Origin of the sequence: Streptomyces sp. NPDC060000 (genome assembly GCF_042737375.1) — a bacterium.
In the GTDB taxonomy this organism is placed as follows: Bacteria; Actinomycetota; Actinomycetes; order Streptomycetales; family Streptomycetaceae; genus Streptomyces.
The window spans coordinates 78,047-91,560 of the sequence record NZ_JBHWUU010000028.1; the positions used below are offsets into that span (position 1 = coordinate 78,047).

Sequence of the window (13,514 nt, forward strand, 5' to 3'; positions counted from 1 at the left end):
GAAACATCAGTGAAGTCAAGGAAATTGAGCGCGACGCGCCGCCGGGTCGCGATACTCGGGGCGGCCGCCACCTCGGTCGTCGCCGGTGTGGCTCTGCTGCCCAACTGGTCCGCCGGTGCCGCGGTCGTCAACGACCCCACGGTGGACGCGGGCACCAAGGCCACCTTCCAGCGGCTGGCGGACGCGGTCTTCACCGACCGTACCGACGCCCTGGTCACGGGCAAGCAGGGTCACCGGGCGCAGCCGCTGACCGACGGCTTCTCCGGTGACGTCAAGCTGTCCTCCGGCACGGCCCGCACCGAGGACAGCGCCCTGTCCACGCTGGGCGCGCGCAAGGACAAGCTGGCGAAGGCCGGCGAGAAGTACAGCAGGGCCACCACCACCGTCACCCTCAACGCCACGCGCGTCACGGGCCGTACGGCCAAGGCCGCGGTCACCGAGACCACGACGCTGACCTACGCGCAGACCCGCGGTGACGCGCCGAAGACCACCGGATTCCAGGCCGAGCACGAGCTGACGTTCAAGGCCGACCGGCAGGGCAACTGGCAGCTCACCACCATCCGGGACACCGACCAGGGTGGCCTCGCGGTGAACGCGCTCTCCAAGCCGACGCCCGTCAAGGCGACCACGGCGGACGACGACGACACCATGCCGAACGCCCCGCGCGCGGCGACCACCCGCAACCCGGTCGCCGCCCCGAAGACCGGCACCGCCTACGACTACAAGGCGATGGCGGCCTACGCCGAGAAGTACTGGAACGTCTACAACAAGGACTACCCGGACTTCAACGGCCACGCCGACGGCGGCGACTGCACCAACTTCGTCAGCCAGTCCCTGAAGGCCGGCGGCTGGAAGCACGTCCCGGGCTACGTGTACGACTACACCAAGTGGTTCGGCAACGCCGACATCCAGTCGGACTCGTTCGTCGGCGTCAACGAGTGGTCCTGGTTCGCCCAGAACTCCAAGCGGACCACCCCGCTCGCCAACGTCTACCAGCTCGAGGTCGGCGACGTCCTCCAGATGGACTTCGACCGGGACGGGTCCAAGGACCACACGATGATCGTCACGGCCAAGAGCGGCGGCGTGCCGTACGTGACCTACCACTCGAACAACACCCTGCGCAGGTCGGTGGCGAGCCTCGTCTCGTCGTACCCGACCGCGTACTTCTACGCCTACCGCACCTGACCGGTCCGGTGACTCAGGCCGGGAACTCCTCCCGCCGCTCCAGCTGACGGTCCCGTTCCTCCGATGGTCCGGGGTGGCGGGCCCGCCAGTAGGGGTTGTCGTGCGGCAGGGCCGATCCGACCCTGCCGTACATCCCGAAGACGAGCAGCAGGATGCCGATCACAAAGCTGAGCATGCAGTTCTGGATCTCGAAGGCCAGGAAGTTGTAGTCGGTGTCCAGCAGCGCCATGTTCACGAAGCCGCTGAGGACGAACAGGACACCGAGGGTCATGTTCAGCGTCGACGCGAAGTTCCCGCCGATCACCATGCCCACGAGAAGCAGCAGTCCGACGGCGATCGACAGCCAGCTGAGCGCGCCGTTGGTGTTGAGGCTCCACACCTGGTCCCCGCCGGTGTCGAGGAATCCGATCTTGTCGATGATGCCGAAGATCCCGAAGACGATCAGGCCCAGGCCCATCAGTCCGGCGCCGATCCGGTAGACCAGGTTCAGGCGGTGATCGACCGGCAGATGCTTGTCGAAGCTGATCCGCCGCCTGGACCGGCCGTGCAGTGCGTGTGTGGCCATCTCCGCTCCCTGGGGGTGGATGCGCCGGTGGAGGCCGTACGTACCTTCAATATCCGCCCGCCGGGCAGATGCGGCAATGTCAGTGCCCGGTGCCGCGCTCCTCACGGATCCCGGCCACCACGTCCGCCACCGCCCGCCGGACCGCCTCCGTCTCGGTCAGGAAGTGCCAGAAGTCGGGGTGCCGGCCCTCCAGCGAGGCGATCGCCCGCTCCAGCCGGGCCACCGAGTCGTCCAGCGGGCGCGCGTGCCGGGGATCGGGGGTGTTACGCCCCGTCATGGCCAGCCGCTGGGCGTCCCGGATCGCGAACCTGGTCCGGTCGATCTCCGCCTGCGGGTCCTTCTGCACGGCGTTCAGCCTGGTCAGCCGGTCACCGGCGGCCGAGACCGCCTCGTCCGTGGTGTTCAGCAGGGCGCGCGCCGTCGACAGCAGCGCGGTGGCGTCCGGCCAGCGCTGCGCGTCCCGCGCGCTCTGCGCCTCCTTGAGCTTCGCCTCGGCCTGCCGGACGTTCTCCCCGGCCTGGCCGGGGACGTGCTGGAGGTCCTGCCAGCAGGCCGCCGAGAACCGCCGGCGCAGCTCGCTCAGGACCGGCTCCACCTGCCCCGAGCGGGTCGTCAGCGCCTGTGCGCGGGTACGCAGCGAGACGAGCCGGTGGTCGATCTCGGCGGCCCGCTCCGGCAGCCGCCCGGCCTCCGCCCGCACCGCCTCGGCCTCCCGTGCCACCTGCTCCGCCCGCTGGAGCGTCTGCGACAGGCCATGCTGTCCCGCGCCCTGGTTCAGCTTCGTCAGCTCGGGCGCGAGGGCCGCCAGCCGCGCCGCGAGGTCGTCCGCCCGCAGCCCGCTCTCCCGTACGGCGTCCAGCGCGTTCGAGGCGGCCAGCAGTGCCTGCCGGGCCCGCTCGACGGCGGGGGCGAGGCGGGCCAGCTGGGTCTCGGCCTTGCCGAGCAGTGGGCCCAGCCCGTCCGCGAACCGGTCCAGCTCCTGCTTGACGCGGCCCAGCTCGTCCTTGGCGCGGGTCAGCTCGGTGCGCGCCCGGGCGGCCGCCGAGGCCTCCAGGTCGTCCCGGTCGAGGTCATGGGCGTCGACGGCGTCGATGTACTGACTGCTGGCCTCGTCGATCCGGCGGCCGACGGCCTCGAAGCCGGAGACCGCGCGCCGGGCGGCCGGCGAGTCGTCCACGGCCGTGATCGTCTCGATCGAGATCCGCAGGTCGCGCTGGGCGGTGTCCAGCTCGTAGAAGGCGGCCGCCGCCGCGTCCTTCGCGGCCTGCGCCTCGGCCCGCTGTCCCTCCGCGCGTCCGCCGAACCAGCGCCGCGTGCCGCCGCCCGCGAAGGCGGCGGGCAGCGCCAGGGCGGCCACGAGGGGAAGGACGACGAGGGTGAGGGTGTCCTGAAGCGCACGGAACGGCAGAGGTGCACGGAACGGCCCGGCCGCACGGCGGCGCCCGCGGCGCTGTGCGCGCGGCACCAACGGCGAATACGACTGCGCTGGTGTCGCCGTCACATCCCTCTCCCGTGCTGTGATCCGCCCTGCCCGGTGTCATTCTCCCACCGGTTAATGACGAACACACGGGTCGGTTAGTTCGCGTTCTTCACGGTGACTTTGCCGTCGGCGGTGCGGGCGTTCACGACATGGGCGCTGGACTCGTCGCGCGGCACGGACACGTCCACTCCGCCGTCGTCCGTCTTCGTGGTCACCCGGTAGGTCCCCTCGGGCAGCGCGATCGTCACGGACCCGTCGTCGCTGACCGACTCCACCCGGTCCGGTACGGCGCTCAGGGTGAGGTGCACCGAGCCGTCCTCGGTGTGCGCGTTCACCTTCCGCGAGGAGACCTCGGCGCGGACGGAACCGTCGTCGCTGCGCAGCTCCAGCGGCCCGCTGGAGTCGGTGACGTGCACGGAGCCGTCCTGGGTGCGCACGCTCAGCGCGTCCCGGAAGCCCTGCGCCCGGACGCTGCCGTCGTCGCTCTCGACCTTCACCGCGACGCCCCGGGGCACCTCGACGCGGTGCTTGGCCGCGCAGTCGGCGACGAGGCCGGAGCACCGCAGCCGCAGCGTCAGCCGGTCCTCCTTCATCGACCAGGTCACCTTCGGCTCCTTGCCGATGGTGACCGACCCCTGGAACCAACGGGTGACGTCGACCGCGCCCGCCTTCGCCGTGTCCGACGCGACGATCTCGAGCGCCGAGTCGTCGGAGTCGATCGTGAGGGTGCGGCCCTGGAGGGCGAACGACCGGTGGTCGGGGTGCTCGTCGTCGACGGCGGAGGCGCAGCCGGCCGCGCCGGCGGCGAGCACCCCGACGACCCCGGTGACGAGGACCGCGCGGGTGGTGCGAGTCGTACGGGTCATGATGATCTCCCCCTGGGCTGCCTGACGTTGCCCTGCCGACACTAGGGAGCCGCCGGCCGCCGGACGATCCGGCCCGCTCCCGGATCGGGGGTGGGGCTAACCCCCGGAAGGGGTTTGCGGCGCACGGTCCCGGGCAATGTAGGCTGTCGACTCGTCCCGGGTGCGTAGCTCAGGGGTAGAGCGCCTGCCTTACAAGCAGGATGTCGGCGGTTCGAAACCGTCCGCGCCCACCAGGTGGACGAGAGGGCCCCCGGAGAGATCCGGGGGCCCTCTCGCGTGTCCCGGGTCCGGCTGCGTCCTGCTGCGCTGTGGTACGCCCTGGTACGTCCGGCTGCGTCCGCTGTCCCGGACGGGTCCTCCCGGGACGGGTTCTCCCCGGACGGGCCTCCTGGGACGGGTCCTCCTTGGAAACGCGTGGGTTCGCGGATTCCGGGAGCGGAGAGATGACGAACCCACTCGCCTCTCAGCCTCGGATGCGGTGTCGGAAGCGGGTTCGACGCGGGGCATTGGGGGTGACCGGTCGTGGTCGAGGATGATGCGGGAATGAATGATCAGGTCCCGCCGTAATTCCAGCGCTGGTGTTCGATCGGGAGCACGTACCCGTGCTCGTCGGCGGCTCGGTGGTAGCCGGGCGCTTCACAGTGGGGGGTGCCAGTGTCGTCATAGGCCCGGCCGGAATGATGATCATCGCGGAAGAAGTGCAGGCAGCCGTCCGTTCCGGCCGGACCCGCCGCAAACCACGCCGGGACCCCGAGCGGCGCACCCCACGGTTCATCGACCCGATGGTGATGATCAGCGACCGCCCCGCCGCCGTCGAGGACCGGGCCGTGCCCGGACACTGGGAAGGCGACCTGATCATCGGCGCGGGCGGGCGCTCCGCCATCGCCACCCTGGTCGAGCGGAGCACCCGCTACACCATGCTGGTCCACCTGCCGGACGGAGCCCACGACGCCGAGACCGTCCGCGACGGCCTCGTCCGCACCGTCCAGACCCTGCCCGCCCACCTGCGCGGCTCCCTCACCTGGGACCAGGGCAGCGAGATGGCACGCCACAAGCAGTTCACCATGGCCACCGACATGCCCGTCTACTTCTGCGACCCCGCGTCGCCCTGGCAACGAGGCTCGAACGAGAACACGAGCGGGCTGTTGCGGCAGTACTTCCCGAAGGGCACCGATCTGAGCCTGCACAGTCCCGAGGACCTCGAACACGTCGCCCAGGAACTCAACGGCCGCCCACGCAAGACGCTCGACTGGGATACCCCAGCCGAGCGTCTACGTGATCTACTCACCACCTGAAACCAAGTGGTCTTGCGACGACCCCTTGAACCCAAGAGGAGCGGGGCCTTCGGTCTTGCTACTTGTCGGAGGGCTCGTCGTCCCCCGAACCGCGCAGGTCATGCCACTCGTCGATGGTGCGGCCGATCTGCCGCATCAGCTCACGTAGCTGCGCGAGAAGTAGAAGGAGCAGGCCGAAGAGCGGGTCCGACCGGAGTACACCGGAAACCTGCCGTAGGGCAGTGATGCATCGCGCTGAGCTGGGGATTTCCCTGTCGCATTGATGTTCGTCAGAGTCGTCGCCGCGCGGGGGCCTTTCCGGTTGATGATCGGGTGGTGGTTTCGTGGCGTCGATCGAGCGGACGGCGTCTCCGCGGTGGAAACACGCGGTGTCGGCGCGGGAGTTGCCCACCTCGGCAGCACGAATCCGGGAGGCAACGGCGCTGCCCCGGCTCGAGGCCGCGTCAGCGGCAGGCCGGAGAGGGCACGGAGGGTGGCGGTGCAGGGACTCGGCCGTTCAGCGGCTCCGGTCGACGCGGTCGACGAAGTCGCCGACCGCGGTGGCGAAGGCGGCGGGCGCCTCCTGCGCGACGAAATGCCCGACGTCCGGGATCGTGACCGCGGTGACGTCGCCGGCGACCTGGCGCATCGTCCGCTCGGTGAAGGGGGCGTTGATGCCGTCGACGGCGAGCACGGGAACGGTCAGCGGCCGCGACTCGGCCAGTGCCCGCATCCGGTCGCCGCCGGTCAGGGAGGAACGGTAGAGCCCCTCGGTGCCGCGCCAGCCGCCCGGCCGCGCGTAGGTGCGGGCGAACTCGTCGAGGTCGGCCTCGGTGACCCCGCCCGGCACCATCGTCATCACCGAGACGGCCCAGTCGAGCATCACTCGCTCGCGGCCGGCCAGGAACAGCTCCGGAATTCCCGGGGCGGCCAGGAATCCCACGTGCCAGGAGCCGCCGTTCCTCACGTCGGCCAGCATCTCCCAGCCGTACCCCGGAAGGGTGGTCTCGACGCCGGTGAAGCTGAGGACGTCGCCGGGGTGCGTGGCCGCGAACGCGAAGACCGGCCCGCCGCTGATGTCCTGGCAGGTCACGTGCACGGGCCCGACGCCGAGGTGGGCGACCAGCCGGTGCAGGTCCTCCGCCATGGTGGCCAAGTCGTGGTCGCCGTCGGCGATGCCGGAGTCGCCGAAGCCGCGCAGGTCGACGGCGAACACCCGGTGGGTGGCGGCGAGCAGCGGGATGACGTCGCGGAAGGCCCACCAGGACTCCGGCCACCCGTGCACCAGCAGGATCGGGGGGCCGGTGTCGCCCGCCGAGACGTAGTGCAACGTGGTGCCGTTGACCTCGGCGGTGTGGTGCGTGACGCCCGCCACGGCGGGCGAGGCGGTCACGAAAGAGCTGGTCATGCGATGACTCCCAAGATAGACAATCAGGTTGACTGTAGTGTTGGTCAACCTGGTTGTCCAGGTCAAGGGGAGATCTAGACTGTGGTCATGTCCTCACGATCCGGCGCCGATCTCGCCCTGCTGCTCCTGGGCAGCTATCGCAATCTGGTGGACGAAGTGGTCCGGGAGCTGGCGAACCGGGGATACCCCGACGCCCGGCCGTCGCACGAGTACGCGATCCGGGCCATCCGAGCCGGCGCCGACAGCGCCTCGGACTTGGCCCGCAGACTCGCCATCACCAAGCAGGCCGCGGCGAAGACGATCGCCGCGCTCGTCGAACGCGGGTACGTCACCACCGAGACCGACCCCGCCGACAGCCGCCGCAAGAACATCCGGATCACCGATCACGGGATCGGGCTGATCACCGAGGGCACGGCGATCTTCGACGAGGTGCGGGCCCGCTGGGAAGTACGTCTGGGCGCCGCCGAACTCGCCGAGCTGGAAACGCAGCTCGCCCAATTCGTCGGCGACTCGCCCATCAACCTCGACGCTCCGGGCTGGGCGGCGGGACAGGAGCTGCGCTAGCGGTCAGCCGAGGGTCGTGGTCGACCGGTCGGCGCCGCTTTCGGGGCCGCCGGAGACATCGGCGGGGCCGGCGCCGCCTGTGTGTCTGCGAGCGGCCAAGTTCGCCACCTCCGGATCGGCGTGCGCGGGCGCCATGTACCGAAGTGTCGTGGTGGCCCAGTCGTGCCCGAGGACCTTCTGCACCTCCCACAACGTCATCCCGCGCTCGTAGTTATGGGTCGCGCAGGCGTGCCGCAGCAGGTGCGGGAACAGGTCGGCGACCGGGCCCGTGAGGTAGTTCGTAGCCGCGGCGTGCAGCGACCGCCGGAAGGCAGAAGGGACAATCGCCGGGGCGATCGGCAGGTTCAGAGCGGCTACCGCAGTCGGCTTGCGTTCCGACGGCCACAGAGGCGCCCGTGGGTGTTCGGCGTCGTCCCCGAACTTGCCCCGGATCTCTTCGATGTACCACCACAACAGGGCACGCCCCTCCTGGAACAGGTACGCCTCGCGAGCTGGAACAGGGTACGCCTCGCGAGGCCGGGGCCCGGAAGCGCGGGCACTTATACCTTGGACAACGAAGCGACCCCACTGGCCGTACTCCCAGTGAATGTCACCCATGCGCACCCCGCACCACTCCGCGGCATGGACACCGGACAGGTACGCGACCTTGGTCATCACGTAGTCGCGGCAGGCGACGAAGTAACTTCCGCGTGTTCGGCAGGTCCTCGCGCCAGCGCGAGAAGAAGTCGCGCATCGCCGTCTGTGATGGCGGGATCCGAAGCCCGAAGTCCCCACGGTACCGGGGCCGGTTGAACAGGTCGATCGGTGACTCGACGGCAGTACCGAAGCGCCGCATGATCTCGCCGGCATACCGCTGTTCAAGGAAGGCAAAGTACGCGTCGATCTTGTTGATCTTCGCGCGCAGAGTCGAAGACGCTCGTTTCCCAGGTCCCGCGAAGTACCGGTCGACCTCCCTCGGCGACAGCTGCCAGGGAACCGTGCCGTAGTAGTTGCATACTTCGATGACTGGCTTGACCAAACCATCAAGGGTGGCCGGTGCCAGCCCTGCCGCGTCCCGGGCCCACTGGTACTCCGAGAGCGTGTCGAGGAAGAAACTCTCCTCATCATGCGCGGAAACCCGGGCCTGCCGACGGCGCTGTAGCGTCACGACGTCCGCCAGCCCGGACTCCACCGCTACGGCTGCCGGGTCCACCGGAGCGGCGGAATCCCCCGCAGGGCTGAGGAGCCTCAGCAGGCGACTTTCGGAATCTGACACGATCCCGGAAATTGCAGGCACCACCCGTGGAATCTGCCAGTTACTACGGAGATCCCACACCTTCGAGTGAAGGCCCGCCACAGAGCGATCTAGCTGCTGAGATGCGGATCCGCCGTGTCACACAGCCTTGAAGGAACCCGCACGTACTCCAATAGACGGGTGCTAGTCGCTGTCCCCCGGTGGCATCTCGTGCGCGTGCTTCAGGCTCATGCGCGCCCCCACCCGGTCCGGGACCGCGACCTCCACCCAGAAGCGGTGGCACGTCACGAACACCGCGAGCTCGTGCTCCCGTCTGCGGAGCTTCTCCACCTCGGCCTGCTCGTCGGCCGTCCAGCCGGGCGACGCGGGGCGCTCGGCCTTCCGCCAGCCCGCGTCGTCACTGAAGCCGTCCAGGGGCTCGACCGACCAGGGCAGCCGCTTCAGCAGGGCCGACAGCTCGGCCCTGACCTGATGCAGCTCCTCCTGACCGGCGCGCAGGTCGCTGGGAAAGTCATAGGTCGTAGCCACCCGGCAATGGTACGCCTGTTCGATTTTGCGTAGCGAGCTCCTTGGGGGGTGTTCCTGTGAACGCATGTTCGATTGCGCCTGGAGTGCCACCCGGCTCCGTACATCCGGCACGTTTTCGCGCCCGGGCGATGAGTTCGGGAGGCGGATCGGGTCCGTCCTGGTATGACTCGCATCATCGCCGACATCTCGGTCTCCCTCGACGGCTTCGTCACCGGACCCGACCCCGGTCCTGACAACGGTCTGGGCACCGGCGGAGACGCCCTGCACACCTGGGCGTTCTCCGACGATCCCGACGACCGCCGGGTCCTGCGCGAGGCGACCGACCGCTCGGGCGCCGTCGTCCTCGGCCGGCGGCTCTTCGACGTGGTCGACGGGCCCGGCGGATGGGACGACACGACCGGCTACGGCGCCGGCGAGGTGGGCAGGCCCGCGTTCGTCGTCGTGACGAGCTCGCCGCCCGGGTCGGTCCGGCTCGCCGGCCTCGACTGGACCTTCGTCACCACCGGTCTGTCCGACGCCGTCACCGCCGCGCGCGAGCGCGCCGAGGCGGCGTCCTCGGACAGCGGCAACGATCTCGACGTCGTCCTCATGGGCGGCGGCGCCACCGTCGGCTCGGCGCTCGCCGCCGGGCTGGTCGACGCGCTGACGCTGCACCTGGCGCCCGTCGTGCTGGGCGCCGGGACGCCCCTGTCCACGGGCGGAGCGCCGCGCACGCTGGTGCGGCGGAGCGTGACCCCGACGTCGACCTCGACCCACCTGACCTACGACGTCGTCTGACGGCCGCGTCCCGGAACTTCCGCCGAACGGTCGACGGCGCCCCGGGGGGAACGCCGTGACGACCCGCGAAGGGGCCTCACTCGCCGTGTGGCGGCACCGCACACGCGGGCGTGCCGCCGGGCAGGCGGTGGCGGTTGCGCGACACCCAGCGGTAGACCACGCGGGCGCAGACGCGCAGGCCGGGCAGCCGCAGGACGGCGGCGAGCGCCCGGTACGCGGCGGACGGCGAGGTGGCCAGCCAGCGGGCCAGCGCGTCGGCCCCGCCCGCGAGTACCGTGCCGCCGCGCAGCAACAGCACCTCCCGGTCCAGCCTTTCGAGATACGGCGCGGTCGACTCCGCGGGCAGGAACTGCCACGGAACCGCTTCCAGCGCCGGTGCGGCGAGGCCGCGGATACGGTCGACGGACGTCTGGCAGAAGCCGCAGTCCCCGTCGTAGGCGAGGACGGGCGGCGCGGCGGCCGGGCCGTGCGGAGCGGGACCGCGCGGAGCGTGGCTGGTCACTGGCTTCCCTCCACTCCCCACCCGCGGTGGGGTCGTGCGCGCGGCCGGGGCTCCGCCCGGAGCCGCGCTGACTGATTCCTCCCCCGCAGCGTCGCACGTCGGCACGCGACCGCCGATGTCGGACCCACGGCCTAGGGTGACGCGTATGGATCGACGGGACGTGGAGCAGGTGCGGTTGGTGCCCTGGGCGGAGGAGGACCTCTGGTTGCTGCGGCGGTCCAACAGCCCCGGGATGACCGAGCAGCTGGGCGGGCCGGAGAGCGAGGAGAAACTCGCCGACCGGCATCGGCGCTATGTCGAACCGTTCGCCGGGCGCATGTACCGGGTCACGCTCGCGGACACCGGGGAGACCGTCGGCTCGATCGGATACTGGGAGCGCGAGTGGCGGGGCGGGCAGGTGTGGGAGACGGGCTGGGGGATCCTGCCCGAGTTCCAGGGCAGAGGGCTCGCCGCGACGGCGGCCCGGGCGCTCGTCGACGTCGTACGGCAGTTGGCCGGCCAGGGCGGGCACCCGGCCCTGCACGCGTTCCCGAAGGTGGAGCACGCCGCGTCCAACGGGGTGTGCCGCAAGGCCGGGTTCACCCTGCTCGGGCAGGCCGACTTCGAGTACCCGAAGGGGAACCCGATCAGATCCAACGACTGGTACGTCGACCTGCGCACCGAACCCGCCGCCACTACCGGGTAACGTCCGCCAACTCCCGCACCAGGCGCGTGGCCACCGGCACCGGAACCCCGTGCAGCTCGGCCGCGCGCAGCAACGCCCCGCCGATCGCGTCGAGTTCGAGGGGACGCCCCGCCTCCGCGTCGCGCTGCATCGAGGACTTCGTGGCCGGGGCGAAGGAGTCGTAGCGCTGGAGTGCCCGGGCGGGGTCGGCGGGGGCTCCGCAGGCGCGGCTGACGGCGGCGGTCTCCTCGACCAGGGCGGTCAGTTCCGCGCGGTGCCGGGTGCGGACCTCGCCCAGGGGCAGACCGTGCCGGGTGGTGAGCAGGGCGAAGGGTGCGAGGAAGGCCATCTTCGCCCACAGGGCGGCCGTCTCGTCCGGCAGGACGCGGACGGTCGGCCCGGCCGCCTCCAGCGCCCGCGCGAGCGCGTCGAGGCGCGGGCGCGGCACGGCGTCGCCGGCCAGGTCGATCTCCGCGAAGCCGCTCCCGTGCTCGATCACGCCCGGCGCGACCCGGGTCGACTCGACCCGCACGACGGCCGGGGCCACCCGGTCCGGGCGGTACCGGGCGCGCAGCACCGCCGGGTGCTCGACGCCGTTCAGGAACGGCACGAGGAGGGTGTCCTCGCCGAGTGCGGAGACCGGGATCCGGGCCAGCGCCGCGTCCAGGGCGGTGTGCTTGACGGCGATCAGTACCGCGTCGACCGGTGTGCGCAGCTCGGTGTCCGCCTCGACCCGGGCCGTGAAGTCGCCGAACGGGGTGCTGCGGACGCGGATGCCGTCGGTGCGCAGGGACGCGGCCGTCTCCTCGCGGGCCAGGCAGGTCACCCGGTGGCCGGCGCGGGACAGCAGGGCCGCGAGCAGTCCGCCCACGCCGCCGGGGCCTAGAACGGCGACGCTGAGCATGTCCTTCGTCATGTGCTGTTGTTCCTCTCGTCGGTCGGCCCCGCGGGTGCGGTGGCCGCCTCGGAGGTGATCATGGCACGGGGCCGGGTGCAGGGGCAGACTGGAGGGCATGTGCCGGAGTATCAAGACGCTGCGTCCCCCCGCCCTGCCCGAGCAGGCCACGGAGGACGAGGTGCGCGCCGCAGCCCTTCAGTACGTCCGCAAGGTGTCCGGCTTCCGGGCACCGGCCGAGCACAACCGGGAGGTGTTCGAGCGAGCGGTCGAGGCCATCACCGCGGCCACGGCGGAACTGCTGGACGGCCTGGAGGTTCGCGGGGCAGGCCGGGGCGCGGCAGCACACACATAGGGCTCCGCCGCCGCAGACCCCCCGGGCGGGACGCGTTCCGCGCCGCGGGTCCGGCCCTCGCAGGGCGCGTCCGCGCCACGGCTGGAGGTTCGCGGGGCAGGCCGGGGCGCGGCAGCACACACATAGGGCTCCGCCGCCGCAGGCCCCCCGGGCGGGACGCGTTCCCGCGCCATGGGCCCGCCCCGGGCGGGATGCGCGTGCCAAACCGTGGGTTTGCCCGGGCGGGACGCGTTCGGCGCGGTGGGCGCTGCCTGGGCCGGTGCCGCTCAAGCCGTAAGTCCGGCGCTCCGGCCCGCGCAGGGCGCCTCCGCGCCGCGGGTCCGGCGCGGTCCGGGCAGACGTGGCCTGCGGCGGGGGTCGGCCCGGGCCGGCGGCGCGCGGGGGCGCGCACCCCGTTCGGGTCGTCGCGTCCTACGTCGCCGGCTGTCGTCGCATGACGTACGCCGCGCCGGCCCCCGCTCCGAACAGCGCGAGCACCGACACCCCCGTCGCCAGCCATGTCGTGCCCAGCCAGTGTGCGCCGAAGTAGCCGAGGGCGACGCTGTAGCCCGCCCAGGAGAGGCCCGCCAGCGCGGACCAGGGGAGGAAGTCGCGGGGGCGGCGATGGGCGGCGCCCGCGATGAGGGAGACCACGGAACGGCCGGCGGGCGCGAAGCGGGCCAGCACGACCAGAGCGCCGCCGCCCCGGGCCAGCGCGCCGCCGAGACGTTCCTGCGCGGTGGTCAGCCGACGGGAGCGGGAGATCGCCCGGTCCAGGCGCTCACCGCCGCGCCAGGCAAGCCGGTAGGCCACGAGGTCGCCCAGCACCGAGGCGGTCGTCGCGGAGAGGATCAGGACCATGATGTCCGGCACGTTGTGCGGGACCTGCCCGGTCGCCGCGCCCGAGCCCGCCGCCGCGGCCGTGGCGGCGGTGATGACGAGCACCCCGCTGGGCAGCACCGGCAGGAACACGTCGAGGAGGACCGACAGGCCCACCACCACGTAGATCCATGGGCTGCCGAGCAAAGCCCCCACACTTTCGGACACCGCTGACTCCCCGTCGTCTCCCCCGTGACGGCCGACCGTGCCGCTGTGTCGCGGGGGAGCGGCAGGTGCGGCCATGACAGCCATACAGCGTACGCCCGGGGTGTGACAGCAGGTGCACGGGGGGCTCATGTGTTCGGTACAACACGTTCACCCGGGCCGTGCAGCACGCGCGGATCCGCGGTCACCCGGGC

At 71.5% G+C, this 13,514-nt stretch carries 13 protein-coding genes, 1 tRNA gene and 2 pseudogenes; 7 read left to right on the top strand and 9 right to left on the bottom strand.

Annotated elements, in window-relative coordinates; genetic code table 11:
* Positions 1 to 9: 9 nt before the first annotated feature.
* Complete coding sequence (locus ACFWBB_RS17145) at positions 10 to 1,185, top strand: amidase domain-containing protein (protein WP_385272252.1); 1,176 nt, start codon at positions 10 to 12, stop codon at positions 1,183 to 1,185.
* 13 nt (positions 1,186 to 1,198) lie between these two features.
* On the opposite strand, the gene ACFWBB_RS17150 is transcribed toward ACFWBB_RS17145, so the two are convergent.
* From ACFWBB_RS17150 to ACFWBB_RS17160, 3 genes are all read right to left on the bottom strand, one after another.
* On the bottom strand, positions 1,199 to 1,750 hold the full coding sequence (locus ACFWBB_RS17150; RefSeq protein WP_385272255.1) for a DUF4383 domain-containing protein: 552 nt from the start codon (positions 1,748 to 1,750) through the stop codon (positions 1,199 to 1,201).
* A gap of 79 nt (positions 1,751 to 1,829) precedes the next feature.
* Positions 1,830 to 3,251 (bottom strand): hypothetical protein, encoded by a 1,422-nt coding sequence (locus tag ACFWBB_RS17155; protein WP_385272258.1) that lies wholly within the window; start codon positions 3,249 to 3,251, stop codon positions 1,830 to 1,832.
* Positions 3,252 to 3,325: 74 nt separating this feature from the next.
* Positions 3,326 to 4,096: a DUF4097 family beta strand repeat-containing protein gene (locus tag ACFWBB_RS17160; protein ID WP_385272261.1), complete on the bottom strand. Its 771-nt coding sequence runs from the start codon at positions 4,094 to 4,096 to the stop codon at positions 3,326 to 3,328.
* 158 nt (positions 4,097 to 4,254) lie between these two features.
* Here ACFWBB_RS17160 and ACFWBB_RS17165 point away from each other — a divergent pair.
* A tRNA-Val gene (locus ACFWBB_RS17165) sits at positions 4,255 to 4,329 on the top strand.
* A gap of 474 nt (positions 4,330 to 4,803) precedes the next feature.
* A pseudogene (locus tag ACFWBB_RS17170) lies at positions 4,804 to 5,391 on the top strand (IS30 family transposase); the annotation flags it as partial.
* Positions 5,392 to 5,887: 496 nt separating this feature from the next.
* Here ACFWBB_RS17170 and ACFWBB_RS17175 read toward each other — a convergent pair.
* Positions 5,888 to 6,778 (bottom strand): alpha/beta hydrolase, encoded by an 891-nt coding sequence (locus ACFWBB_RS17175; protein ID WP_280891350.1) that lies wholly within the window; start codon positions 6,776 to 6,778, stop codon positions 5,888 to 5,890.
* 87 nt (positions 6,779 to 6,865) lie between these two features.
* On the opposite strand from ACFWBB_RS17175, the gene ACFWBB_RS17180 reads away from it, so the two are divergent.
* Entirely contained in the window at positions 6,866 to 7,342 is a 477-nt protein-coding gene (locus ACFWBB_RS17180; protein ID WP_385272264.1) for a MarR family winged helix-turn-helix transcriptional regulator, read from the top strand.
* A 3-nt stretch (positions 7,343 to 7,345) separates the two neighbouring features.
* Here the strand turns inward: ACFWBB_RS17180 and ACFWBB_RS17185 are convergent.
* A pseudogene (locus ACFWBB_RS17185) lies at positions 7,346 to 8,534 on the bottom strand (tyrosine-type recombinase/integrase).
* A 225-nt stretch (positions 8,535 to 8,759) separates the two neighbouring features.
* The gene (locus ACFWBB_RS17190; protein WP_385272267.1) at positions 8,760 to 9,104 is read right to left on the bottom strand and encodes a hypothetical protein; all 345 of its coding nucleotides are present in this window, start codon (positions 9,102 to 9,104) and stop codon (positions 8,760 to 8,762) included.
* A 162-nt stretch (positions 9,105 to 9,266) separates the two neighbouring features.
* On the opposite strand from ACFWBB_RS17190, the gene ACFWBB_RS17195 reads away from it, so the two are divergent.
* Positions 9,267 to 9,881, top strand: coding sequence for a dihydrofolate reductase family protein (locus ACFWBB_RS17195; protein ID WP_385272270.1), 615 nt, complete (start codon positions 9,267 to 9,269; stop codon positions 9,879 to 9,881).
* A 76-nt stretch (positions 9,882 to 9,957) separates the two neighbouring features.
* Here the strand turns inward: ACFWBB_RS17195 and ACFWBB_RS17200 are convergent, their stop codons facing one another.
* Entirely contained in the window at positions 9,958 to 10,383 is a 426-nt protein-coding gene (locus ACFWBB_RS17200; RefSeq protein ID WP_385272273.1) for a thiol-disulfide oxidoreductase DCC family protein, read from the bottom strand.
* A gap of 145 nt (positions 10,384 to 10,528) precedes the next feature.
* On the opposite strand from ACFWBB_RS17200, the gene ACFWBB_RS17205 reads away from it, so the two are divergent.
* Positions 10,529 to 11,068: a GNAT family N-acetyltransferase gene (locus ACFWBB_RS17205; protein WP_385272276.1), complete on the top strand. Its 540-nt coding sequence runs from the start codon at positions 10,529 to 10,531 to the stop codon at positions 11,066 to 11,068.
* Here ACFWBB_RS17205 and ACFWBB_RS17210 read toward each other — a convergent pair.
* Positions 11,058 to 11,963, bottom strand: coding sequence for a ketopantoate reductase family protein (locus ACFWBB_RS17210; RefSeq protein ID WP_385272278.1), 906 nt, complete (start codon positions 11,961 to 11,963; stop codon positions 11,058 to 11,060). The two genes, ACFWBB_RS17205 and ACFWBB_RS17210, sit on opposite strands and share 11 nt — an antisense overlap.
* A 97-nt stretch (positions 11,964 to 12,060) precedes the next feature.
* On the opposite strand from ACFWBB_RS17210, the gene ACFWBB_RS17215 reads away from it, so the two are divergent.
* On the top strand, positions 12,061 to 12,297 hold the full coding sequence (locus ACFWBB_RS17215; protein WP_385272281.1) for a DUF2277 domain-containing protein: 237 nt from the start codon (positions 12,061 to 12,063) through the stop codon (positions 12,295 to 12,297).
* A gap of 411 nt (positions 12,298 to 12,708) precedes the next feature.
* On the opposite strand, the gene ACFWBB_RS17220 is transcribed toward ACFWBB_RS17215, so the two are convergent.
* Positions 12,709 to 13,323, bottom strand: a complete 615-nt coding sequence (locus ACFWBB_RS17220) for a DedA family protein (protein ID WP_385272283.1) — start codon at positions 13,321 to 13,323, stop codon at positions 12,709 to 12,711.
* Positions 13,324 to 13,514 lie beyond the last annotated feature (191 nt).

What these genes read in the sequence shown, in the direction of transcription:
- ACFWBB_RS17150 (WP_385272255.1), bottom strand. Translation starts at nt 1,750, where the DNA reads ATGGCCACACACGCACTGCACGGCCGGTCCAGGCGGCGGATCAGCTTC.
- ACFWBB_RS17160 (WP_385272261.1), bottom strand. Translation starts at nt 4,096, where the DNA reads ATGACCCGTACGACTCGCACCACCCGCGCGGTCCTCGTCACCGGGGTC.
- ACFWBB_RS17175 (WP_280891350.1), bottom strand. Translation starts at nt 6,778, where the DNA reads ATGACCAGCTCTTTCGTGACCGCCTCGCCCGCCGTGGCGGGCGTCACG.
- ACFWBB_RS17180 (WP_385272264.1), top strand. Translation starts at nt 6,866, where the DNA reads ATGTCCTCACGATCCGGCGCCGATCTCGCCCTGCTGCTCCTGGGCAGC.
- ACFWBB_RS17195 (WP_385272270.1), top strand. Translation starts at nt 9,267, where the DNA reads ATGACTCGCATCATCGCCGACATCTCGGTCTCCCTCGACGGCTTCGTC.
- ACFWBB_RS17205 (WP_385272276.1), top strand. Translation starts at nt 10,529, where the DNA reads ATGGATCGACGGGACGTGGAGCAGGTGCGGTTGGTGCCCTGGGCGGAG.
- ACFWBB_RS17210 (WP_385272278.1), bottom strand. Translation starts at nt 11,963, where the DNA reads ATGACGAAGGACATGCTCAGCGTCGCCGTTCTAGGCCCCGGCGGCGTG.
- ACFWBB_RS17215 (WP_385272281.1), top strand. Translation starts at nt 12,061, where the DNA reads ATGTGCCGGAGTATCAAGACGCTGCGTCCCCCCGCCCTGCCCGAGCAG.